The sequence below is a fragment of the Acinetobacter gyllenbergii CIP 110306 = MTCC 11365 genome, assembly GCF_000413855.1.
Classification (GTDB): domain Bacteria; phylum Pseudomonadota; class Gammaproteobacteria; order Pseudomonadales; family Moraxellaceae; genus Acinetobacter; species Acinetobacter gyllenbergii.
In genome coordinates, this window is record NZ_ATGG01000027.1 from 61,777 (window position 1) to 85,031 (window position 23,255).

Genomic DNA, 23,255 nt, shown 5'->3' on the forward strand with positions numbered 1-23,255 from the left:
TCCCTGCATTGAAACATGACAGGGCAGTCACGTTAATTATCGTAGCTATGCAAGATCAAATTAGCCGCCTGTCGAACCTGTTCAATCGCCGTGCTGAGCTCATTGAAACGATGATTGGTTTCACGGATAAACACATCATCAGCCTTACGACGTTCTTTGCGTAGGGTCGAGACAAATTGCTCAAACTCACCGGACACTTGCTGCAAGTTCGGCGTGCCGACATAGCGGGTTGCACCATAGAGACGATGTAGCACATGTTCCAGTTGAGGGAAATCTTCCATCTCAATCAATTGCTGCATTTCAGCCAGTTCAGTATCAAAGCTATCGACCAGCATATTCAATAAGTCTTGTGCCAAATCCTCTTTGTTGGCTGCAAGCTGTACACTTTGTTGCCAGTTCAGAATTTGTGGATCAATTGATTCGGTTGGGCGCTTCGGCTCGGTTGTTGCTGGTTGAGTCGTGAAATTGTTTTTGGTCCAATGAGTTAGTATCTGAATGATTTGCTCCATCTGGATTGGCTTGGTCACATAGTCATTCATACCAACTTTGAGTAGCTTTTGTTTTTCATCCGCCAATGCATGTGCGGTGAGTGCAATGATCGGCAGTTGCATGCCTGAATCCAGTGTGGATTCGAGCGAACGAATGGCACGCGTAGTATCAATCCCAGACATGACCGGCATTTGAATATCCATAAACACCAAGTCAAAAGGTGGAGACTTTTGCTCGATCCGTTCTTGGATAATGTCGATGGCCTTTTGTCCACTCAACGCTTTGGTGGTGGTGACATTCAACTCACCGAGCAAGGCTTCAAGCACAATTAAGTTTGGTAGGTGATCATCCACCGCCAAGACATGCAACCCCTGACCGTTAAAGTCTTCAGGCTCTTGCTCGAAAACAGGTTGATTGCCGAGTAGTTGTACCAACTCACGACGACTTAGCGGTTGATACAATGGACGTGCACGATACTCATTCAGCATGTTGGGCTCAAGACTCATCTGATAGCCATAAACCGCCAAATTGCCATGATAACGTTGACGAATTTCTTTGAGTAAAGCTTCGGTATCACCACTATGGTCGACAATCAACCATGTGTTTTCTTGTTGATTCAGATGATTTAAGCGACTGAATAAATCCAGAATGGATTGGGTCTCAATATGAGAGACATGATAATTCTCTAAATATGAACGCAGTACGCTGGCTGTTGCAGGATGGGCGAGATAAGACACCACTTGCAAATGGTCGAAACGTGGATGTTCAACAAACTCATCTTGTTCTTCCACTTTAAATGAAGCGGTAAACCAGAAGGTTGAGCCTTTTTCAGTTGGCGCGCGTTCTTGGTTGTCCTCAAAGCCAATTTGTCCATGCATCAAATGCACCAACTGTTTGGAAATGGCAAGACCAAGTCCTGTTCCACCGAATTGACGTGTTACCGACGCATCCCCCTGGGAGAACGATTCAAATAACTTTTTGCGATCTGTACCACTCAACCCAATACCGCTGTCTTGTACACTAAAATGCAGTAAGCATTGTCCGATTTCATCATCTTCCATACGCACACGGACAATAATTTCCCCATCAGGGGTGAACTTGATCGCATTGGAAATCAGATTGGTCAGGATCTGCTTAAAGCGTAGCGCATCACCGACCACATGCTTTGGAATATTTTCTGCATAGTAGAAGGCCATATTGATATGCTTTTGCGCTGCCAATGGCGAGAGCATATCCATCACATCAAAAATGGCTTCTTCAAGGTCAAAGGGTGCAGTTTCGAGCTCAAGTTTGCCTGCATCAATTTTAGAGAAATCCAACACGTCATTAATCAGTGCCAATAGATGTGCTGATGATTTTCGGATGGTTTGCAGGTAGAGGTTTTGCTCATTGCTCAGGTTTTGCTGACGCAGTAATAAGTGAATAAAGCCATCAATACTGTTGAGTGGTGTTCTGAGTTCATGGCTGATGTTGGCCAAAAACACAGACTTGGATTGATTCGATGAAATCGCTTGGTCACGTGCTTGGCGGTAGGTAATGTTCTGGACTTCTAAGGTGTCCAGTGTTCGACGTAAGTCTTCTTCGGTTTGTTCAGTATGTTCTTTTAATTCTAAGAAACTAAAGTGTAGGCGTTTCACTACATTGGCAATATCACGCTGGAGTAAACGCAGTTCACCTGTACTGTTCACCACAATATGCTGATCAAGGGTGTCGGCGTTGAGGCGTTGCATTTGCATGCGAATTTCATACAACGGTGCGAGCCAGCGACGAGAGAACACGTTTAAACAGAACAAGAGAATCAGTATGGTGATCAGTCCCGTCACAACCAGGGACAGTAGAATTTTATAGCGAGCCAATTCGAGGGGTTGATTGTCTAATTCAATCATTAGCCAAACAGCGTTAGGGTCGCCACTGTCGAGTTTCGAACCATAAATGCTGTTGTGATTATGCGAAATTGGGCCAAAGAAGTTACTGTTTTCTGGGAAATTCGGCCAAAAGCGATTGTTTTGGTAGCCAACACTTAAATAAGTTTGGCCGCGACTGTCAATTAGTACCGCACGCTGTAGGTTTTTTTCATCAAACATTTTCTGCATGATGTTTTGAGCACGATCATATTGATCGGGCTGTTCTTGGACCAGTTTTAATAGATCATTCGCAGTTTGATGGTAACGTGCCAAAATTGCAGAAGCATCAGAGCGTTGTTGTGATTTGGCAGAGCTGGTCGTTTCGGATAAAACCCAAAGAATGCCAACACCTGTCAAGATGGCAATCGGCACTAAAATCAGTGCAATCAATTGCCCATAGGCATGATTGAGGCGTAAGCGTTTCGATATGGTCTTATTGAAATTTGACATAGTTCGGTCAGATTTATCATTCTGCGCAACATCTTAGCATGCTTTATGATAAGCGAAGACATCTGCTTGCCAATAAAAAGCAGAGTGAAATGGTGCAGTATTTCTGTTTTTTTCATACAATAGTCGCCACCTTAATATCGGTGTCGATCATGACGAATACGCAAACTGATTTTTTAGCAGATGAATTTTTACTGGATTACTATGTCGGTAAAACCCCTTTGGTGCGTTTGCAACGTTTAGCGTGTCATACCCAAGCCACGGTATTAGCAAAATTAGAAGGTAATAATCCAGCAGGATCGGTGAAAGATCGCCCTGCCTATAACATGATTGTTCAAGCGGAAAAGCGTGGACAAATTCAACCTGGGGATACCTTGATCGAAGCGACCAGTGGCAACACTGGGATTGCGTTGGCGATGGTTGCAGCCATGCGCGGCTATAAAATGAAGCTGATCATGCCGAACAACATGAGCCAAGAGCGTAAAGATGCAATGTTGGCTTATGGTGCAGAGCTGATTGAAGTCACTCAGCAGCAAGGCATGGAAGGTGCACGTGACCTTGCTTTACAAATGCAGGCTGAAGGCAAAGGCTTTGTGCTGAATCAATTTGGTAACCCTGATAATGTCGAGGCACATTACCTCACCACAGGCCCTGAAATTTGGAAGCAGACAGGTGGAAAGATTACCCATTTTGTCAGCTCGATGGGGACAACGGGAACCATCATGGGGGTCTCTAAATATCTGAAAGAGCAAAATCCTGATATTCAAATTGTGGGCTTACAGCCTTCAGATGGTTCAAGCATTGCGGGGATTCGCCGTTGGCCAGAAGAATATTTGCCGACTATCTTTGATCGCAGCCGTGTCGATCGCATCATTGATATTCCACAGATTGAAGCGGAGAAAACCATGCGTAAGCTGGCGCGTACTGAAGGTATCAGTGCGGGAACGTCTTCTGGTGGTGCAGTATGGGCGTCGATTAAAATTGCAGAAGAACAGCCAGACGCGGTGATTGTCTGCATTATCTGTGATCGTGGTGATCGTTATTTATCGACGGGATTATTCTCAGTTCAAGATTAGAATCTCCCCCTAACCCCCTCTTTAAAAAAGAGGGGGAACTCCTCCCTTTATAAAAGGAAGGTTGGGAGGGATCTAAAGAGATTTTAAGATGAATTTACGTTTTCCAATTTTAGTTTTTGATATTGAGACCCTGACCGATTTAAAAGCAGGTGCGCATCTTTATCATCTTGATTTACCCGAAGCAGATGTAGAGCAGGCGCTCACCAAAATTCGTCGCCAAGAGTCGGGGATGGACTTTCAACGTTTGCCGCTGCATGAAATCGTCTGTATTTCTGGTTTATGGATTGATGAAAAAGGTTATCGTCTGTTTTCATTTAGCCAGGAACAGAACAGCGAAGCTGAGATGTTGGCAAAATTCTTATCGATCTTTGACAAGAAGCAGCCGACGCTGGTCAGCTGGAATGGCTCGCAATTTGATTTGCCTGTGATTCTGTTTCGTGCCATGTACCATGGCTTGTCTGCACCAAGCTTGTTTGATCAAGGTGAAATTGATCAGCAAAAACGCTTTAACAACTATCAGAACCGTTATCACCATCGTCATGTCGATTTGATGGATGTGATGGCAATGTTTAATGGTCGTAATTTCCAGAAACTGGATGATATTGCCTGTTTACTTGGTTTTCCAGGTAAGCGTGGTGAAACAGGCTATCATGTGCCTGAATATGTTCGTAACAAACAATGGTTAGAATTGACCAGCTATTGCGAAGGTGATGTATTGAATACGTGGTTGGTCTATCTTCGCTGGTTGTTGCTCAAAGGCCAGTTGAATCAAAAAGATCATCAGTATTTAGTTCAATCCACCATTGATTATTTACAAACGCAAACGCAACAAACAGATTTTTTACAGGTATGGCAGCAAACATCGCAATATACTGTATTCACCGCAGATACTTTTGCGCCAAAAAATTAGGTTCATCTTTTGAAACACAAAGCGAAACAACGTCCAACGCAATATCCAAGCTATACCTTTCAGATCGAGGCATTTTCTCATGAGGGGCGAGGCATTGCGCATTATGGAACGCATCCAGATCATCCTAAAGAAAAACACGGCAAGAAAGTTTTTATCCGTTATGCCCTTGTTGGTGAAACGGTGCAGGCCAAGATTAGCAATCAAACTTCACGCTTAGAAGAAGCGGATATGATTAAGCTGGAGAGTGAGCCAGCGAAAGGGCGAGTTGATCCGATTTGTCCACATTTTGGGGTGTGTGGTGGCTGTAGCTTGCAGCATATTCATCCTGATGAACAGATTGTGTTAAAACAAAACGTTTTAAAATCGCATTTAGAACATTTTGCGGGATTACAACCTGAACAATGGCTCGATCCGATTCGTTCGGTCAAGGCAGATTACCGTCGTCGTGCTCGAATTGGGGTGCGCTATATTGCCAAGCAAAATCGATTGGTGATGGGCTTTCGTGAGCACCACAGCAATCATTTAACTGCAATTCAGCAGTGTAATGTGCTGGATCAAACTTTATCTGAATGTTTACCAGAACTTAAAAAACTACTCGAAAGTCTTACAGGCAAAGCGCATATTGGTCATATAGAATTGGCAATGGGCGACAGCGAGGTTGCATTATTAATTCGCCACTTAGATGAATTAAATGTGTCGGATGTCAACCAATTACGTCAATTTACGTTACTCAAAGGATGGCAGTTATATTTGCAGCCAAAAGGGGCAGATAGCTTACATCGCGTGGATGATTCACAAGCGGCAATGCGTTTGCATTACAGTTTGGATGATTTTGCCGTCAAATTCGCGTTTTCACCCTTAGACTTTACTCAAGTCAATAGTGGGGTAAATGCACAGATGATTCACTTGGCATGTGAATTGCTTCAGTTACAGAAAGGGGAAAGAGTACTGGACCTATTCTGTGGGTTAGGTAATTTTTCACTCCCGATTGCACGTTGTGTGGGTGAGGTAGGTCAAGTGGTCGGTGTTGAAGCAAGTGATGAGATGGTCAACAGAGCAACTGAGAATGCGCAAGCAAATCATTTGTCTCAGGCGGTGTTCTTTTCACAAGATTTAACAAAAGACTTTTCGCATCATTCTTGGGCGAAACAAGGATTTGATGCATTATTAATTGATCCTCCACGGTCAGGTGCATTTGAAGTCATGCAATATGTACCTAATTTTGGAGCCAAAAGAATCGTTTATGTATCATGTAACCCATCAACACTGGCAAGGGATGCAGGTGTACTGGCACAATATGGCTATCAACTGAAGAAAGCAGCAGTCATGGACATGTTTACGCATACTGAACATGTTGAATCGATTGCCCTGTTTGAAAAAGTTGAGCGGCTTGAAAAAATCGAAGAGATAAACGATTAAAAAATGAGTTACATATCCAGAGGAGAAAGGTATGGTCACAGTACGTGAGCAGTTACCTGGACGACTTCAAGAGTTGTCTGAGGAAGCGACTGTAGAACATGCCGCTGAAGCGCAAAGTAGTCTAGTCTCTTGGCTAGATCGAGTGCGTGGTATTTTGGATGGGGCAGAGCTGAAGCAACTTCAACAAGTTGCGGAGCTGACCTTAGCAAAAGAGTTACAAGCGACGGGAAATCATCGTATCAATACCTTTAGTACCGGGATTGGTATGGCGGATATTTTGGCCCATTTACATGTCGATGAAGACACGCTTTCAGCGGCGGTGTTATATCGGAGTGTACGTGAGGGGTTGATTACCTTAGAGGACATCCAACAACAGTTTGGCGAGCAAGTTTTGGGCCTGGTGAAGGGCACACTTGCGATGGGTAAACTGTCTGAGTTGATTGAAAAGAACAAACGTTTAGAAGATCACTTTAATAATAACCAGCGTGAACACTTAAACGGCATTTATAAAATGCTGATTTCGGTGACGGAAGATGTGCGGGTTGTATTGATCAAACTGGCAGAGCGAACCTATGCGCTGCGTGAATTGGCAACCGCAAGTAAAGAACGTCAGGAACGTGTTGCGCGTGAAATTCTCACCATTTATTCACCACTGGCGCATCGTTTAGGGATTGCCCAACTCAAGTGGGAATTGGAAGATCTTGCTTTTCGTTATTTAGCCCCAGAACGCTATAAAGAGATTGCCTCTTTGCTCAATGAGAAGCGTTTGGAGCGTGAACAGTATATTCAGTTTGTCATCGATAAATTGAAAACTGAATTGGCGGCTTATGATATTCAGGCCGAAATCACCGGGCGTGTGAAGCACATTTATTCGATTTATCGAAAAATGAAAAGTAAAAATCTGAGCTTCGATCAGCTTTACGATATTCGTGCTGTACGTGTTTTGGTGAAAAGTGTCCCAGATTGTTATCACGCTTTGGGCATCGTACATCAGATATGGCGTCATATTCCGAACCAGTTTGATGACTATGTGACTAATCCGAAGGCCAATGGTTATCGTTCATTGCATACCGCAGTGATTGCTGAGAATAAATCTCTGGAAGTGCAAATTCGTACCTTTGAGATGCATAACGAAGCGGAACTGGGGGTGTGCTCGCACTTTAACTATAAAGAAGGTGCTAAGAATACCGATCATTCCTTTAATGATCGCTTACATTCATTACGTGCTGTGCTTGAGCACTATCAAGAGCGTACTGAAACCACACCGCATGGTGAAGATGAAGAATCGAATGGCATTGATCAAATTCAAGATTTTGAGAATTTTGAAAAGATCTATGTGTTTAGCCGTGATGGGGATATCAAAGAATTACCACGGGGTTCAACCGTTTTAGACTTTGCGTATCATGTGCATACCGAAGTCGGCAATAAGTGTTATGCGGCACGTGTAAACCAACGTTATGTGCCTTTAACCTACACCTTAAAGACAGGTGAACAGGTTGAGATTTTAACCAAGAAAGATCGAGAACCGAACCGTGACTGGTTGGTAAACTCGCTGGGCTATATCAAGACTGCGCGTGCACGTGACAAGCTTCGTCATTGGTTTAGACAACAAGATCGCAGTAAGAATGTTGAAGTTGGGCGTGAGTTACTCAATAAAGAGTTGGCCCGTTTAGCAATTCACCCGAAAAGTATCGACCTGAAAGATTATTCATCGCATTTTAATCTGAAAGCAGGCGATGACATTCTGGTTGCATTGGTCAGTGGTGATATCAGTCTGCATGCCTTGATGAATCAAGTAAATCGTCAGATGCACTTGGATCAGGACGAGCCAGAACTGGTGTTAAAACCTGCGTTAAATCCACGTGCTAGCCATACCTTATCGGCGCATGGGATTTTGATTGATGGGTTGGATAATGTTGAGTTGCATATTGCACAATGTTGTCAGCCTGTACATGGTGAGTCGATTGGCGGCTATATCACTTTGAACCGTGGTGTCAGCATTCACAAGATTGCGTGTCCTGATTATTTACGTATGACCACGCAAGAACCTGAGCGTGCGGTTGAAGCCGATTGGGAAATGCAGCCAACCCGCGGTCAGAGTGTGCAGATCGTGGTAGAAGCCTATGATCGTCGTGGTTTACTCAAAGATCTGACACAGGTGATTTTCTCAGACCAAATCAATATTCGTCAGGTCAATACCATTTCTGAGGCAGATGGTATTGCCAATATGAAGTTATTGATTGAAGTCAAAGGTTTAGCGCAGTTGTCACGTTTGCTGGCTCGTTTAGAGCAGCAACCAGGGATTATCAGTGCCAGACGTTTGGTTCAAGGAAGTTAGAGCATAAGTATAAAAAAGCTGCATCTCGATGCAGCTTTTTTGTGTCTAACGTTTCGCTAAAAAGATATTGGTGAGACGATTTAAAAATTGCGGGCTCATGCTCGATAACTGATACATCAGTTTGGTTTTTATCCCAACAGGGGTGTGGGTTGGAAGCAAGGCATGGTCTTTTTGTTGTGCCAAATGCAGCACTTGTTTTGCCACATCGGCAGGAGTGAGATCCACGCCAATATTTTGAATACTGCCTGCATCCATATCTTTGACCATATTGGTTTGTACAAACAACGGCATGACGTCTAAGACACGAATATTGTATTTTTGCCATTCGACATCCAAAGCTTCGGTTAAGCCTCGAACTGCAAATTTGCTGGCAGAGTAAGATGCTAAATCAGCTTGACCATAAATCGCGGATGCTGAGGACAGGTTAATGACTCGGGCAAAGCTGGCTTGTTGTAGATGTACTAGGGCGGTGTGACAGCCATTGAGAACACCCTTAACATTAATATCAATGGTGCTGTGATGCGATTGGATCGAAGTATTTTCAAATGCGCCAGAATAGAGAATTCCTGCATTATTAATCAAAATGTTGAGTTCACCGGCCCAACTTTTAAATTCTTGCAATGCAGTTTGCCATTGGTCGTAATTACTCACATCGAGGTAACCTGCTTTGGCATGTACTCCAAGTTCTGCAGCTAAAGCCTGTGCTTGTTCTTCATTGATGTCATAAATTCCGACTTTAAAGCCTTTTTGATGAAAAAGACGTGCAATTTCAGCGCCAATTCCTTGTGCGGCGCCACTAATAAAAACACTATATGGCATGACTTTCCCTTGCTTTATATTGATAATTTTTGCGTGCGTGTATATTACGCATATGCAGCTTGGTGCTGCAACAATTTGCTTGTTTGGGTTTGGAGATGATCGTGGAAAAATTATTGGCAATCATGCAGGAATTAAGACAAAAATGCCCGTGGGATCAACAACAAACACCAGAAAGTTTGACACGATATGCCATTGAAGAGGCATATGAAGTTGAGGCTGCAATTCGCTCGGGTGAGGTGGATGAAATCCGCAATGAACTGGGCGACTTATTATTGCAAGTGGTCTTTCAATCTCAAATGTTTGATGAAAAAGGATTATTTAATTTTCAAGATGTGGTGGAAGCCATTAGTGAAAAATTAATTCGTCGCCATCCTCATGTTTTTGAGGCCGAAAAATATCAAAATCTAACGTCTGAACAAGTGAGTGACTTGTGGAAACAAATCAAACAACAAGAAAAACAAGGTAAGATAGGATCAAGGTTAGATGAGATTAAACATGCGCCTGCATTGGTGCAATCACATGAAATTCAGCACAAAGCAGCCCAATTAGGCTTTGATTTTGAAAGTGTGGATGATGCTTATGCCAAATTAGATGAAGAGTTAGAAGAATTACAACAGGCGATAAAAAGTCAAAATGTTGATCATATTCAAGAAGAGTTCGGTGATTGTTTATTTTCTTTAATTAATGTGGGGCGAAAGTTGGGGGTGTCCAGTGAGACCGCACTACTGGCAACCATCCATAAATTTAGAAGCCGTTTTGCGTTTATAGAACAACAAGCTCAACAACAACAGAAGGACTTGCAAGACATGAGTTTGGCCGAAATGGATGAACTTTGGGAGCAAGCCAAACGACAATTAAAATCTCAGGAGAAAGACAATGAAGTTGCCGCATCTCCGCAGCAAACTTAATTTTTTTATAGGCTTTATTCTCTGTTTGGGAGGTGCTACACACCTCCACGCACAGCAATTTGATCAATCTTATCAGCAGTGGAAGGCGCAGCAGCAAGCACGTGATCAGCAATTGGCGCAACAGCAGAACAATAACTATTACTTGGCTCGTCCAAGCCAGCAACACGCTTCAAAGCAAGTGTCATCATCTGTAAATATTCAGGGCGATAAAATCAGCTTGAATCAAGCGAATTTACAGCAATTACAGATGTTAAGTGGTGTGGGTGAAAAAAAGGCACAGGCGATTATGGAGTATCGGCAAAAAAATGGTGCTTTTAAAAGCATTGATGAATTAATGAATATCAAAGGGATTGGGCCTAAACTACTTGAGAAAAATAAGAGCAAGCTCATGTTGTAAACTTGAAAATGTAAAAAACGGATTGATTAGATAGACTGAACTGTTGAAACTTCCAACAGAATAAATTGCCCTTTGTGTGTGTTAGAGCTATGATTAGCGACAAATTGTTATTTACGTCCTGACGTAGGAGACAGTGTCTTTTGCAAACTTTGCGTGCGTCAAAATGTGGTTTGTCCACAACTCAACTTCCTTCCTCAATTTTAGATGTGATCGATAGTCTGACTAAAGCAGGCTACGAAGCATATATTGTGGGTGGTGGTGTTCGAGACATGATGTTAGGTCTTAATCCAAAGGATTTTGACGCGGTTACTAATGCTACACCAGCCCAAGTGAAAGAGGTTTTTGGTCGACGTTGCCGAATTATCGGACGACGTTTTGAGTTAGCACATGTATATTCTGGTCGCGAACTGATTGAGGTTGCGACCTTCCGTGCCCCACCGAAAAAAGCAGTCACCAGTGCCTCTGGGATGATTCTTCGTGATAATAACTGGGGAACGATTGAGCAAGACTTTGCTCGTCGAGATTTTTCGATCAATACCTTGTATTACCAGCCACGTAAAGGCATCGTGCTTGATTTCTGCCATGCGGTGGATGATATCAATACGCGGACCTTACGCTTTTTGGGCGAGCCTGCACAGCGCTTTGAAGAAGATCCTGTGCGCATGTTGCGTGCTTTGCGATTTGCGGCAAAATTAAATTTCCAGATCGATCAATCGATTCTTGATGTGTTTGATCCTGAGATGACGCAACTGTTGCGTGATGTTTCACCACATCGTTTATATGATGAGTCGCAAAAGCTATTCACCATGGGACATCTCACCCGTGTATTACCGATGTTGATTGAGTTTGGTGTTTGGAAACAGTTGTTTGCTGAAATCCCACCGAACCTGACCGCTTTTATCGACCGTGCAGCACGGAATACCGATCAACGCATTCAAATTGGTAAAACCATCAATCCTGCATTTTTCTATGCAGTATTGTTATGGAAACCGTTCTTGGAACGCTGTGATTTCTATTTGAACAAAGGGGTTGTGCCCGCAGAAGCGCGTGCACAAGCAGGTTTGGATGTGTTGAAGCGTCAAGCGACGCGAACCATCATTCCGCGTTTTGCTGAAACTTTTATTCGTGAAGTTTGGGAAATGCAAACCCGTTTGCTCAATCCAAAACCACAGCAAATTGAAGCTTTGGCTGGGCATGCACGTTTCCGTGCAGGCTTTGACTTTTTGCTGTTGCGTGAGAAGTCAGGTGATAGCAGTACTGAAGGTATGGGCGTTTGGTGGGAAACCTACCAAGAAATGACCACCGATCAAAAAGAGGCCGCGATTCGTCAATACAACCGTCAACGTAGTAAGACGCGTCGTAAAGCTGTTGAAGTTGATGAGCCGAAGACCGCTGAAATTGAGCCTTTGGTCAATGTACCTGAACCAAGAAGCCGTCGTGCCAAGAAAGAACGTGTCAGAGCGGATGAATCAAGCAGTCGTTTTATTGAAAAAGCAACTGCGGCTTCAGGTCAAATCAATGCGGACCACCCGATTCTCAAGCGTAAACGCGTTCAACGTGATCTTAGCCAAGTTGTTTTTGGGCCAACCCAATGACCATTCGCAGTTATATCGGTCTAGGCAGTAACTTAGGCGATTCGCAGCAGATTCTGAGTGAGGCTGTTGCGAAGCTCGCGACCTTGGGAACTGTACAGGTATCACGACTTTATCAAAGTCCACCGATGGGGCCGCAAGACCAACCTCACTATTTAAATGCCGTTGTTCAACTGGACACTACATTAGCACCGCTTGCTTTACTTGATCAATTGCAACAATTTGAGCAAGAGTCTGGGCGTGTCCGTTTACGACGTTGGGGAGAGCGTACCCTTGATCTGGATTTACTGATCTATGGTCAAGAGCAGATCCAAAATGAACGTTTAACCGTGCCGCATATTGGTATTTTACAACGTGATTTTGTATTGCTTCCCTTATTGGATTTAGATGCTCATTTGCAATTAAATGGTCATTCATTAAAAGATTTAGAACTGGTGCAGCAAGCAAACTTGACTGTAATAGCAGACCAGTCTTGGGCAACCGCTTAAGACTGTTTCGTTCTGGAAACGCCTGTAGAGGACATCATCATGATTAGTCTAAGTGACTTAAGAAAGTTTAAAGCCGAAGGACGCAAGTTCTCATGTCTTACTTGCTATGATGCAAGTATGGCGAAAGCGATGGAATTGGCTGAAATTGATACGATTTTAATCGGCGACTCTCTAGGAATGGCGATTCAAGGCAGAGACTCTACACTTCCTGTCACCGTTGAAGATATGGCTTACCATACCGCTGCTGTACGCCGTGGTAATGCGCATGCCTTAATCATGACTGATTTGCCATTCATGAGCTATGCCACACTTGAAGATGGCTTGAAAAATGCCAAGACGGTGATGCAAGTCGGCGCACAAATGGTCAAAATCGAAGGTGGGGCTTGGCTCAGTGAACTGGTTACCGTGTTAACCCGTAATGGGATTCCGGTATGTGTACATTTAGGCTTAACCCCGCAATCTGTACATGTGTTTGGTGGTTATAAACTACAAGCAAGAACACGCGAAGCAGCAGATCAATTGATTGCGGATTGCCAAGCAGTAGTTGATGCAGGTGCTGCGGTATTATTGCTTGAATGTGTTCCAGCTCAGCTCGGTAAAGAAATTGCTGAATTATTCCCGAATACGCCAGTGATTGGGATTGGTGCGGGCAATGAAACAGATGGTCAAGTGCTGGTGGTACAGGACATGCTTGGTTTGACCTTTGGTCGCGTGGCACGTTTTGTTCGCAACTTTATGAAAGAGCAAGCAGGTGAAACTGCAATTGTTGATGCGTTTAAATCGTATCATGCCGCAGTGCAAGATCAGTCGTTCCCAGCCAAGGAACATACTTTTCAAGTTGAGCTTTAATTCATGAAAACTGAAACAACAATACAAGGCTTAACTGCGTCATTGGCACCTGCGCGTAGCTCAAAAAAATTGATTGGTTTTGTACCGACCATGGGGAACTTGCACGAAGGCCATTTGACTTTAGTGCGTGAAGCTAAAAAACTATGTGATGTGGTCGTGGTCAGTATTTTCGTCAACCCAATTCAATTTGGTGCAGGCGAAGATTTTGACAGTTATCCGCGGACTTTAGAGCAAGATAGCCGTTTATTGGCAGATGTCGGTTGCGATATTATTTTCGCCCCGACGGTTGAGCAAATGTATGGCACGCAACCACGATTGACCAACATCAGTGTCGGTCAAATTACCGATGACTTGTGCGGAAAATCACGTCCCGGTCATTTTGATGGTGTTGCGGTTGTGGTGACCAAACTATTCAATATCGTCCAACCAGATTTTGCTTTCTTTGGTCAAAAGGACTATCAGCAATTGGCGGTGATTCGTCAGTTGGTGCAAGACTTAAATATGTCATTGGAAGTGATTGGTGTGCCCATTGTCCGTGCTGAAGATGGTCTTGCTTTAAGCTCGCGTAATGGTTATTTGACTGAACAGCAACGTACTGTTGCACCGACGATTTACCAATTGCTTAAGCAAGCTGAACAGCAACTACATGAAGGGCAAGCTTTGTCACAAGTGTTAGCAAATATCTCGGCTCAATTGACACAGGCGGGTTTTGTTGTGGATTATGTGGAAGCTCGACAAACCAACTTGCAACCTATTCAGCAGTTTGATCAAAACTTGGTGCTATTTATTGCGGCCAAGCTTGGTTCAACACGGTTGATTGACAACCTACAAATCGACTTTAAAACATAAAAAAATGAAGGGCAAAACGCCATGAAGCGTATTCTTATCGTTACAGGTCAATCCGGTTCAGGAAAGTCCTCTGCATTACAAGTGCTTGAAGATTTAGGCTATTATTGTATAGATAACTTACCTTTGGCGTTATTGCCTGAAATTGTGGCAAAACTGGATCATGAGAATAATCTGGAGCAGCTCGCACTCGGGGTCGATATTCGAAGTACCCGCGCCGATATGCAAGAGTTTGATCATGTTTTTCAGCAATTACAGCGACATGGTACAGTTGACATTATTTATCTGACCACACAGGATCAGGATTTAATTGCACGTTTTAGTGCATCTCGCCGTCCTCATCCTTTGGCAAGTCGCTTTAATAGTTTGTTGCAATGTATTCAGGAAGAGAAACAGCTTTTAATTCCGATACAATTTCGTTCTACAGTGCATATTGATACGACCGATAAAAGTGTTCATGATTTAAAACATATTTTATTGTCCAAGCTTGGGCAATCCGATAATTTGATCGTCATTTTACAGTCCTTTGGTTATAAGCATGGAATTCCATTGGATGCAGATTATGTATTTGACGTACGGCATTTACCAAATCCGCATTGGGATTTAGAATTACGCCGTTTTTCAGGTTTAGATGAACCTGTACGCCGCTTTTTGGAAGGCAGTCAACAAACCAATGAGATGTTTGAAGATATTTATACTTTCCTCGAAAAGTGGTTACCTGCTTTTGCAGAAGGGCATCGCCATTACATGACCATTTCGGTGGGATGTACTGGTGGGCAGCATCGTTCAGTTTATATCGTGGATAGACTCAAACACGCCCTTGAGGCAAAATGGGCTGTCCAAATCTTACATAGAGAAATGAAGCACTGGTCATGATAGACACAACAATTGATGTAATTAATAAACTCGGCTTACATGCGCGTGCATCTGGTAAACTGATCGAAGTGACGACCAAGTTCCGTTCTTCAATTCAAATTGGCAAGGGCGATAAGTTGGTTGATGCAAAAAATATTATGTCATTGTTGATGTTGGGTGCAGGTAAGGGCACCACATTAAGATTGGTCATCGAAGGTGCTGATGAAGAGCAAGCACTGGAAGAAATTCAAACGCTGTTCGCAGCAAAATTTTATGAGGCAGAGTAATAGTGGCACGTGGTCCCCAACGTTATACCGATGAAGATTTTGAGTCATTAGACGGGCGTGCGAGTCGAACCGAGCAAAAGAAAGCCGTACAACGCATGGCCGCTTTGGGCGAGCAATTGGCTCAACTAAACCCCAAGCAGATTCAAAAACTTCCTGTCGATGAACGTTTAATTGATGCATTGCTTGAAGTGCAAAAAATCAGTTCATTTGAAGCACGTCGTCGTCAGTTTCAACGTGTTGGTAAGTTGTTGCGCAATGAAGATGAAACCACCATTTTGTCTTATCTCACGCCGCAACAAGGCGCGAAAAAACAAATGCAATTGATGCGTTGGGTGGATCGTATGATTGATCAAGGTGATCCAATCATTAATGAATTTAGCAAAGTGTTTAATGCGTCGGAACGTCATACCTTACGTCAGCATGTATTGCGAATTCACCGTGACATCAAACAGCAAGTCAGTGAAGAAGAGTTAGAGGCGTCAAAACGCAAATTTGTGAACTATGTACAACAGGTCGCATTGTTATCTGAACAGTAATTAGAACGTTAAAAAAAGAAGTTTCCGAGGAAACTTCTTTTTTTATACGAGTACTAGCTTCCAAACTCGCTGCTTGCCCGTTCCTTTGCCCATTCTCTTAAAATAAATTTCTGCAACTTTCCTGTTGAGGTCTTGGGAATCTCAGTAATCACCACATCTTTGGGAACTTTAAAGCGAGCCAGTTCTTTCTGACAATGCGCAATGATTTCTTCGGCAGAGACGGATGCGCCTTGTTTCAGTTCAATAAAGGCGCAGGGCACTTCTTGCCAGCGTGCGTCAGGTTTAGCGACCACGGCCGCTGTGAGCACCGCAGGATGGCGATATAGCACATCTTCAACCTCTAAGGATGAAATATTTTCGCCACCCGAAATAATAATATCTTTGGAGCGATCGGTAATCTTGGCATAGCCATCTGCATGACTGACGGCTAAATCACCCGTATGAAACCATCCACCTTTAAAGGCTTCTGCTGTGGCTTGAGGGTTCTTTAAATAGCCTTTCATCACGATGTTGCCACGGAACATAATTTCTCCCATGGTCTGTCCATCATTGGGGACGGGTTGCATCGTTTCTGGATCAAGTACCCGCATACTATCCTGTAGTGGATAAGGTACACCTTGGCGAGAGTGGAGTTGTGCTTGTTCCTGAATGGATAAATCACTCCAACCTGCTTGAGAAGCACATAGTGCGGAAGGGCCATAGGTTTCAGTCAAGCCATAAACATGATTGACGTTAATGCCGATATTGCGCATGCCCTCAATGATTGCCACAGGTGGTGCGGCACCTGCGACCATGACTTCAACATCATGCTCAAAAGCCGCTCTCTGTTCGCTTGGTGCGTTGATCAGCATGGACAGCACAATTGGCGCACCACAGAAATAATCCACTTTATATACTGCGATGTATTTGAAAATTAATGCGGGATCGACGCGACGCAAACAAATATTGGTACCGCCACTGGCAGCAATTGACCAAGCAAAGCACCAACCATTGCAATGAAACAGTGGTAAGGTCCAAAGGTACACCGCACGAGGCTTCATGCCGCAGGCTAGGATATTACTGGCTGCATTCAAATAAGCACCACGGTGATGGTAGACCACACCTTTAGGATTGCCTGTCGTACCCGAGGTATAACTCAGGCTAATTGCATCCCATTCATCTTGCGGCAGTAGCCATTCAAACTCAGGATCACCGTGGGCTAACCATGATTCATACTCATATTGTCCAAGCGCAATCTGTTCGCCTTCAAATTCGGTATCAAAGACATCAATCACGATGATGTCTTGTGGTACCAGCGTGAGTGCTTCTGCTGCAACTTGGCGAAACTCAGGATCAACCAGCAGGACTTTGGCTTCTGCATGTTCGAGCATAAAAGCAATGGTTTTGGCATCGAGGCGAGTATTTAAGGTATTCAGTACTGCACCCGCCATTGGTACCGCAAAATGCGCTTCAATCATGGCGGGGATGTTGGGTAAGAGCACTGAAACAGTATCGTTTTTTTGGATGCCCAAATTTGTTAATTGGTGTGCAAATTGACGACAACGCTGATACGTCTGTTGCCAAGTAATCTGACGATCAGCATGAATAATCGCCGCTTGCTGTGGGTAAATATAAGCTGCGCGTTCTAAATAACGTAGCGGAGACAAGGCCACAAAATTGGCGGGGGTTTTGGGTAATTCATCATATGCACTGACCATGTGTATTGCTTCCTTTCTGTTCTTTTCATTGATTACTATTAAGCTAGTCTGACATTGAGTCTAAAGCATTTAGGCTTTAGTCGGAGATGAATCTCGACTGATCTAGGGTTTTTCTGGTTCAGAGGTTTCATCCACAGCTAAACCCGTGTAAAATCTTGGATACTTTTTTATCCGCCGTTTTTTATCTTTTGAGGCTGCGCCTCAATACATAATCTCGCGGTGATATGCTCCTTCGTATAGGGCATCACTCCTTAAGGATTTTATTATGCCAATCATTACTTTACCAAATGGTGATCAGAAACAGTTTGATCATCCGATTTCCGTGATGGAACTTGCTCAGAGCATTGGTCCGGGTCTTGCAAAAAATACAGTTGCTGGCCGTATCAATGATCGTTTGGTGGATGCTTGTGATTTAATCACAGAAGATGCAACAGTTCAGATTATTACCCCTAAAGATGAAGAAGGCTTAGAAATCATTCGTCACTCTTGTGCGCACTTGGTTGGACATGCAGTTAAGCAATTGTTCCCAGAAGCGAAAATGGTGATCGGTCCAGTGATCGAAGAAGGTTTCTACTATGACATCTGGATGCCACGTCCATTTACTTTGGATGATATGGCAGCAGTCGAAGAGCGCATGAAAAAGCTCATCGACCAAGATTATGACGTCATCAAAAAGATGACTCCACGTGATGAAGTGATTGCAGAATTCACAGCACGTGGCGAAGAATACAAATTACGCTTGATTGCAGACATGCCGAACGAAACACAAATGGGCTTGTACTACCATCAAGATTATTTGGATATGTGCCGTGGTCCGCACGTACCCAACACTAAATTCTTGAAATCATTCAAACTCACTAAAATCTCTGGTGCTTACTGGCGTGGTGATGCGAAGAATGAACAGCTACAGCGTATTTATGGTACGGCTTGGGCGGACAAAAAGCAGTTAGCTGCTTATATCAAACGCATTGAAGAAGCTGAAAAGCGTGACCACCGTAAAATTGGTAAAGCTTTAGACCTGTTCCATATGCAAGAAGAAGCACCAGGTATGGTGTTCTGGCATCCGAACGGCTGGACCATTTACCAAGTGCTTGAACAATACATGCGTAAAGTTCAGCAAGACAATGGTTACCAAGAAATCAAGACACCACAGATTGTTGATTTCACTTTGTGGGAAAAGTCTGGGCATGCGGCAAACTATGCTGAAAACATGTTTACGACGCATTCCGAAAGCCGTAACTATGCAGTGAAGCCAATGAACTGCCCATGTCACGTGCAAGTGTTTAACCAAGGTTTGAAATCTTACCGTGACTTACCAATTCGCTTGGCGGAGTTTGGTTCTTGCCACCGTAACGAGCCATCAGGTTCTTTACATGGCATTATGCGTGTTCGCGGCTTTACTCAAGATGATGCGCACATTTTCTGTACCAAAGAACAGATTGGTAAAGAAGTGGCTGACTTTATTAAACTGACTTTAGATGTTTATAAAGACTTTGGCTTTGAAGAAGTACAAATGAAATTGTCTACACGTCCAGAAAAACGTGTTGGAGATGATGCACTTTGGGACTTGGCTGAAAAATCTTTGGCGGATGCTTTAGATGATGCTGGCTTGGCTTGGGACTTACAACCAGGTGAGGGTGCATTCTATGGCCCGAAAATTGAATTCTCATTGAAAGACTGCTTAGGCCGTATCTGGCAGTGCGGTACAATTCAATGTGACTTCAACTTGCCAATCCGTTTAGACGCGTCTTATGTCACTGAAGACAATGATCGTGATCAGCCAGTCATGTTGCATCGTGCAATTCTTGGCAGTTTCGAGCGTTTTATTGGTATACTAATTGAACACTATGCGGGTTTCATGCCACCTTGGCTTGCACCAATCCAAGCTTGTGTGATGAATATTACCGATTCACAAGCGGAAGCAAGTGAACAAGTGGTCGCAAAACTCAAAGAAAATGGTCTTCGTGCCATTTCTGACTTGAGAAATGAAAAGATCGGATTTAAGATTCGTGAGCGTACCCTAGAGCGTATTCCTTACCTTCTGGTTCTCGGTGATCGAGAAGTTGAAGAAGGTACAGTTAATGTGCGTACTCGCTCAGGAAAAAATTTAGGTACTATGTCAGTAGATGCATTTATTGACTTAGTGAAATCTGCCGTTGCCGAACGTGGCCGGTATATCGTGGAGTAATAAAGATTAAACAGCCTGACCGTAACCAACAACAAGGTGCTAAAAGTAACCGTCCTGCAATTAACGATGAGATCCGTGCGAAAGAAGTACGCCTCGTCGCTGCAGATGGGGAACAAAAAGGTGTTGTTTCATTAAATGAAGCATTGCGTGCTGCAGAAGAAGCTAATCTTGACCTTGTTGAGATTGTGGCGAATGCAGAACCTCCTGTTTGTAAGATCATGGACTACAACAAGCACTTATTTGACTTGAAACAGAAGCAAAAAGATGCGAAGAAAAAACAGCATCAAGTGCAAGTGAAAGAAATCAAGTTACGTCCAGCGACGGACGTAGGTGATTACCAAGTAAAATTGCGTGCAATTTTACGTTTCCTTGAAGAAGGAAATAAGGTGAAAATCACTTTGCGTTTCCGTGGTCGTGAGATGGCACACCAACAGCTTGGTTTAGCTCAATTACAAAAAATTGAAGCTGACGTTGCTGAGTTTGGTGTTGTTGAACAAGCTCCGAAGATGGAAGGCCGTCAGATGGGCATGTTACTTGGTCCGAAAAAGAAAAAGTAATTTTTTCTTAAAAAAAGCACCGCAATAGGCGGTGCTTTTTTATGTCTACAATACTGCATTATTTCATTAAAAATTTTATAAGTGTCATCAACCAGCATCTGAATCAAAATATGATAGGGTAAATGAAACATGACAAAACTTAAAAATAGGAACAGGATATGTCAACAATTACAGGTACAGAACAACTCTCCGAAATTAATCAAAAAGTAGTACAAGACGGTGAGGTTCTGCCTCAAGTTAAACTCAAAGATGGTAGTCGTGTCCAAACAGGAACAGTTGCCACCATGCTGCATAATATCAATCTCTATAATGCAGGCGTTCGCGGTGCGGTCGAAGACGAATTGATTTTAGCTGTGCCGACCTTATTTAAAGTCGGAATGTTTGATTTATTCTCTGTCGATGAGTGGATCAATGGTCGTAATGCGGGTCGTAAATTTGTCGGTGAAAAGGCCAAGGAGTTCTTAGAAAGCCAAGCTTGAATCTCATAACATTATCTTTGAAAACACGGCTTTATTGTTTCTTTTCGTGCTTATTTGCTGATCGATATTGACGAAATGTGCTATAACGCAACAACAGTCAAGATAATGATGAACAGGACAATATAAATGATTGACTTATATTATTGGGGTACACCCAATGGGCATAAAATAACAATTGCTTTAGAGGAAATGGGACTCGACTATCAGATTTTCCCCATCAATATTTTAGAAAACGATCAGTTTCAACCAGATTTTCTAAGAATTTCTCCCAATAATAAAATTCCAGCAATTGTTGATCAAAATGGCCCACGAGGCGAGCCGATTTCAGTGTTTGAGTCTGGTGCAATCTTACAATATTTAGGTCGGAAAACGGGCCTGTTCTATCCAACAGATGAACAAGAGCGGGTTGAGGTGGAACAATGGTTGATGTGGCAAATGGGCGGTTTTGGTCCAATGCTGGGACAAAATCATCATTTCAATAAATTCGCACCCGAACGAATTCCTTATGCCATTGAGCGTTATATCAATGAAACCAAACGACTTTATACTGTTTTAAATAAGCAGTTGATTGGGCAAAAGTTTGTGGCGGGTGAATACTCGATTGCCGATATGGCAATCTTGCCTTGGGCATTGCGTTATGAATGGCAAGGTATTCAACTCGAAGACTATCCATATGTGAAAGACTACATTGAACGTCTTACTGCTCGTCCTGCGATACAAAAAGCCTTATCGATCAAAGTGGGATGAGTCTGAATCAAAAGATAGGATGGCGTTGCTACTTCAAACATTGGGTGATTGCGATGGGATTGTTGTTGATAACGGCAATTTCATGCAGCCTCATGCAGTATTTGCTTGGAATTGATATTTTTGGGTTTATTGTTTTCGCCTTTATTGGAAGTCTCAGTTTAATTTTTTCATCTTTATTTGCTTGGTTGCAGCTTGAAACTGGAAACTCATATTTCAGTACAGGGGTGTTTGTTGGATTTTTAAGTGTATATTTAGTGTTATACATTTATCTTGACCTAACTGTGTCTATTGACTGGGCAGCAGTCTCTGCGGGTGAAATACAGCTGACCTGGTATCAAAAAATGCTTAAGTCTGATCTGGCTTTTTGGATCGCATTTCTTTTTCCATTCATTGTTTCAGTCATGCATTTTTCTATTCGATCGAGAGCAACTAAAAGCAAAAACTAATCCTTGGCAAAACCATATCTTTATTGTTGAAAGAAGGGCTGTTTTATAATTGTGTAATTTTTCATCTGATCAGTGTGTGTTCAAGCTACGATGCTTTAAGTTCAAAAAGATAACGTATCATGCAAACTCAAATATCAGCCCTTTATTTAGACAAGCTTGGTTTTGAAGGTGAGTTTTTACCGACTTTGGCAAACTTAAAGCTTTTGTTAAACCTCCATGTACAAACGATTCCTTTTGGTAATTTTTCCTCTTTTCTTGGAGAGGAGGTTTCTTTAGCACCGAATCAACTTGCTCAGAAATTATTGCTTGATGGACGCGAAGGCTATTGCCTTGAACAGAGTAGCTTGACCAGAATCGCACTGACTGAATTGGGCTATGAAGCCTATAACGTGCTGGGGCGGGTCTATTATCAGAGTACGCCGATCAGTACGCCTGTTCGGACGCATTTGGTCACAGTGGTTCGTATTGATCAGCACTTATTTTTGTATGATCCTGGGTTTGGCGGAATGACCCCAACCACGGTTTTATCACTTGATTTGATCGGTGAAACACAGCAAACACCGCTAGAACCATTTAGATTTGTTGAGGCTGCACAGAGTGGTCTGGATGCGACAGTGCTGACGGAAATGACATATATGCTGCAAGTCTGTCTTCATGATCAGTGGGTGAATGTCTATGCGATGAATCCCGAACAGCAGATTGCAGACGCAGATGCCTTGGTTGCCAATTGGTATATTTCCACCTCACATGAATCCTTATTTACCCAGCATTTAATGTTGTTTAGAGCCAACAATGATGCACGTACGACACTCAAAGATGGTGTACTTCGAATTCATGGCAAAGGACAATCGGAGAAAAAAGAGTTATCCACTTTTGACGCGTTTGAGCATGTGATTAAAACCGTATTTCGAATGAATATTTCGCAACAGCAGCTTAAAGCAGCTTGGGCAAAATTAGCCTTGAATCCATAGTGTTCACGTT

Annotated in this window: 22 protein-coding genes; 19 read left to right on the top strand and 3 right to left on the bottom strand. The window is 43.1% G+C overall.

Annotated features, from left to right (window positions below):
• Positions 1-32: 32 nt before the first annotated feature.
• A complete protein-coding gene (locus F957_RS04570) occupies positions 33-2,843 on the bottom strand; it encodes a GacS-like sensor histidine kinase (protein WP_016542057.1) in 2,811 nt (936 codons plus the stop codon).
• A gap of 149 nt (positions 2,844-2,992) precedes the next feature.
• Here F957_RS04570 and cysM point away from each other — a divergent pair, with 149 nt between their 5' ends.
• From cysM to F957_RS04550, 4 genes are all read left to right on the top strand, one after another.
• Positions 2,993-3,916: a cysteine synthase CysM gene (gene cysM, locus F957_RS04565; RefSeq protein ID WP_016542058.1), complete on the top strand. Its 924-nt coding sequence runs from the start codon at positions 2,993-2,995 to the stop codon at positions 3,914-3,916.
• A gap of 88 nt (positions 3,917-4,004) precedes the next feature.
• Complete coding sequence (locus F957_RS04560) at positions 4,005-4,826, top strand: 3'-5' exonuclease (RefSeq protein ID WP_016542059.1); 822 nt, start codon at positions 4,005-4,007, stop codon at positions 4,824-4,826.
• 9 nt (positions 4,827-4,835) lie between these two features.
• Complete coding sequence (gene rlmD, locus F957_RS04555; RefSeq protein WP_016542060.1) at positions 4,836-6,245, top strand: 23S rRNA (uracil(1939)-C(5))-methyltransferase RlmD; 1,410 nt, start codon at positions 4,836-4,838, stop codon at positions 6,243-6,245.
• 31 nt (positions 6,246-6,276) lie between these two features.
• Complete coding sequence (locus F957_RS04550; RefSeq protein WP_016542061.1) at positions 6,277-8,583, top strand: RelA/SpoT family protein; 2,307 nt, start codon at positions 6,277-6,279, stop codon at positions 8,581-8,583.
• A gap of 45 nt (positions 8,584-8,628) precedes the next feature.
• Here the strand turns inward: F957_RS04550 and F957_RS04545 are convergent, their stop codons facing one another.
• Entirely contained in the window at positions 8,629-9,402 is a 774-nt protein-coding gene (locus F957_RS04545; RefSeq protein ID WP_016542062.1) for an SDR family oxidoreductase, read from the bottom strand.
• 101 nt (positions 9,403-9,503) lie between these two features.
• Between F957_RS04545 and mazG the strand changes: the two genes are divergently transcribed.
• The 9 genes from mazG (at position 9,504) to yjgA (ending at position 16,160) form a co-directional block, all read left to right on the top strand.
• Positions 9,504-10,310, top strand: coding sequence for a nucleoside triphosphate pyrophosphohydrolase (gene mazG, locus F957_RS04540; RefSeq protein WP_016660519.1), 807 nt, complete (start codon positions 9,504-9,506; stop codon positions 10,308-10,310).
• The gene (locus F957_RS04535; RefSeq protein ID WP_016542064.1) at positions 10,279-10,707 is read left to right on the top strand and encodes a ComEA family DNA-binding protein; all 429 of its coding nucleotides are present in this window, start codon (positions 10,279-10,281) and stop codon (positions 10,705-10,707) included. The genes mazG and F957_RS04535 overlap by 32 nt, the downstream gene beginning before the upstream one ends.
• A 140-nt stretch (positions 10,708-10,847) precedes the next feature.
• Positions 10,848-12,302, top strand: a complete 1,455-nt coding sequence (pcnB, locus tag F957_RS04530; RefSeq protein WP_016542065.1) for a polynucleotide adenylyltransferase PcnB — start codon at positions 10,848-10,850, stop codon at positions 12,300-12,302.
• Positions 12,299-12,787: a 2-amino-4-hydroxy-6-hydroxymethyldihydropteridine diphosphokinase gene (folK, locus tag F957_RS04525; RefSeq protein WP_016542066.1), complete on the top strand. Its 489-nt coding sequence runs from the start codon at positions 12,299-12,301 to the stop codon at positions 12,785-12,787. Before pcnB ends, folK begins: the two co-directional genes overlap by 4 nt.
• A gap of 39 nt (positions 12,788-12,826) precedes the next feature.
• Complete coding sequence (gene panB / locus F957_RS04520) at positions 12,827-13,636, top strand: 3-methyl-2-oxobutanoate hydroxymethyltransferase (protein WP_004655682.1); 810 nt, start codon at positions 12,827-12,829, stop codon at positions 13,634-13,636.
• Between the two features lie 3 nt (positions 13,637-13,639).
• Complete coding sequence (gene panC, locus F957_RS04515) at positions 13,640-14,485, top strand: pantoate--beta-alanine ligase (protein WP_016542067.1); 846 nt, start codon at positions 13,640-13,642, stop codon at positions 14,483-14,485.
• Between the two features lie 21 nt (positions 14,486-14,506).
• On the top strand, positions 14,507-15,358 hold the full coding sequence (rapZ, locus tag F957_RS04510; RefSeq protein WP_016542068.1) for an RNase adapter RapZ: 852 nt from the start codon (positions 14,507-14,509) through the stop codon (positions 15,356-15,358).
• Positions 15,355-15,624, top strand: coding sequence for an HPr family phosphocarrier protein (locus tag F957_RS04505; protein WP_016542069.1), 270 nt, complete (start codon positions 15,355-15,357; stop codon positions 15,622-15,624). The genes rapZ and F957_RS04505 overlap by 4 nt, the downstream gene beginning before the upstream one ends.
• A 2-nt stretch (positions 15,625-15,626) precedes the next feature.
• A complete protein-coding gene (gene yjgA / locus F957_RS04500; RefSeq protein ID WP_005239647.1) occupies positions 15,627-16,160 on the top strand; it encodes a ribosome biogenesis factor YjgA in 534 nt (177 codons plus the stop codon).
• A gap of 53 nt (positions 16,161-16,213) precedes the next feature.
• Here yjgA and F957_RS04495 read toward each other — a convergent pair whose 3' ends face one another.
• Positions 16,214-17,857, bottom strand: coding sequence for an acyl-CoA synthetase (locus F957_RS04495; protein WP_016542070.1), 1,644 nt, complete (start codon positions 17,855-17,857; stop codon positions 16,214-16,216).
• 265 nt (positions 17,858-18,122) lie between these two features.
• Here F957_RS04495 and thrS point away from each other — a divergent pair, with 265 nt between their 5' ends.
• The 6 genes from thrS to F957_RS04465 all read left to right on the top strand — a co-directional run bounded on the left by thrS (position 18,123) and on the right by F957_RS04465 (position 23,245).
• A complete protein-coding gene (gene thrS, locus F957_RS04490) occupies positions 18,123-20,045 on the top strand; it encodes a threonine--tRNA ligase (protein ID WP_005239645.1) in 1,923 nt (640 codons plus the stop codon).
• A 5-nt stretch (positions 20,046-20,050) separates the two neighbouring features.
• Positions 20,051-20,602: a translation initiation factor IF-3 gene (gene infC / locus F957_RS04485; protein WP_079281829.1), complete on the top strand. Its 552-nt coding sequence runs from the start codon at positions 20,051-20,053 to the stop codon at positions 20,600-20,602.
• Positions 20,603-20,760: 158 nt separating this feature from the next.
• Positions 20,761-21,081 carry a DUF7709 family protein gene (locus tag F957_RS04480; RefSeq protein ID WP_016542071.1) on the top strand — a complete coding sequence of 107 codons (321 nt, stop codon included), beginning with the start codon at positions 20,761-20,763 and terminating at the stop codon, positions 21,079-21,081.
• Positions 21,082-21,207: 126 nt separating this feature from the next.
• Positions 21,208-21,828: a glutathione S-transferase N-terminal domain-containing protein gene (locus tag F957_RS04475; RefSeq protein WP_005239641.1), complete on the top strand. Its 621-nt coding sequence runs from the start codon at positions 21,208-21,210 to the stop codon at positions 21,826-21,828.
• Entirely contained in the window at positions 21,825-22,274 is a 450-nt protein-coding gene (locus tag F957_RS04470) for a hypothetical protein (RefSeq protein ID WP_016660520.1), read from the top strand. Before F957_RS04475 ends, F957_RS04470 begins: the two co-directional genes overlap by 4 nt.
• Before the next feature lie 119 nt (positions 22,275-22,393).
• On the top strand, positions 22,394-23,245 hold the full coding sequence (locus F957_RS04465; protein WP_016542073.1) for an arylamine N-acetyltransferase family protein: 852 nt from the start codon (positions 22,394-22,396) through the stop codon (positions 23,243-23,245).
• Positions 23,246-23,255: the final 10 nt, after the last annotated feature.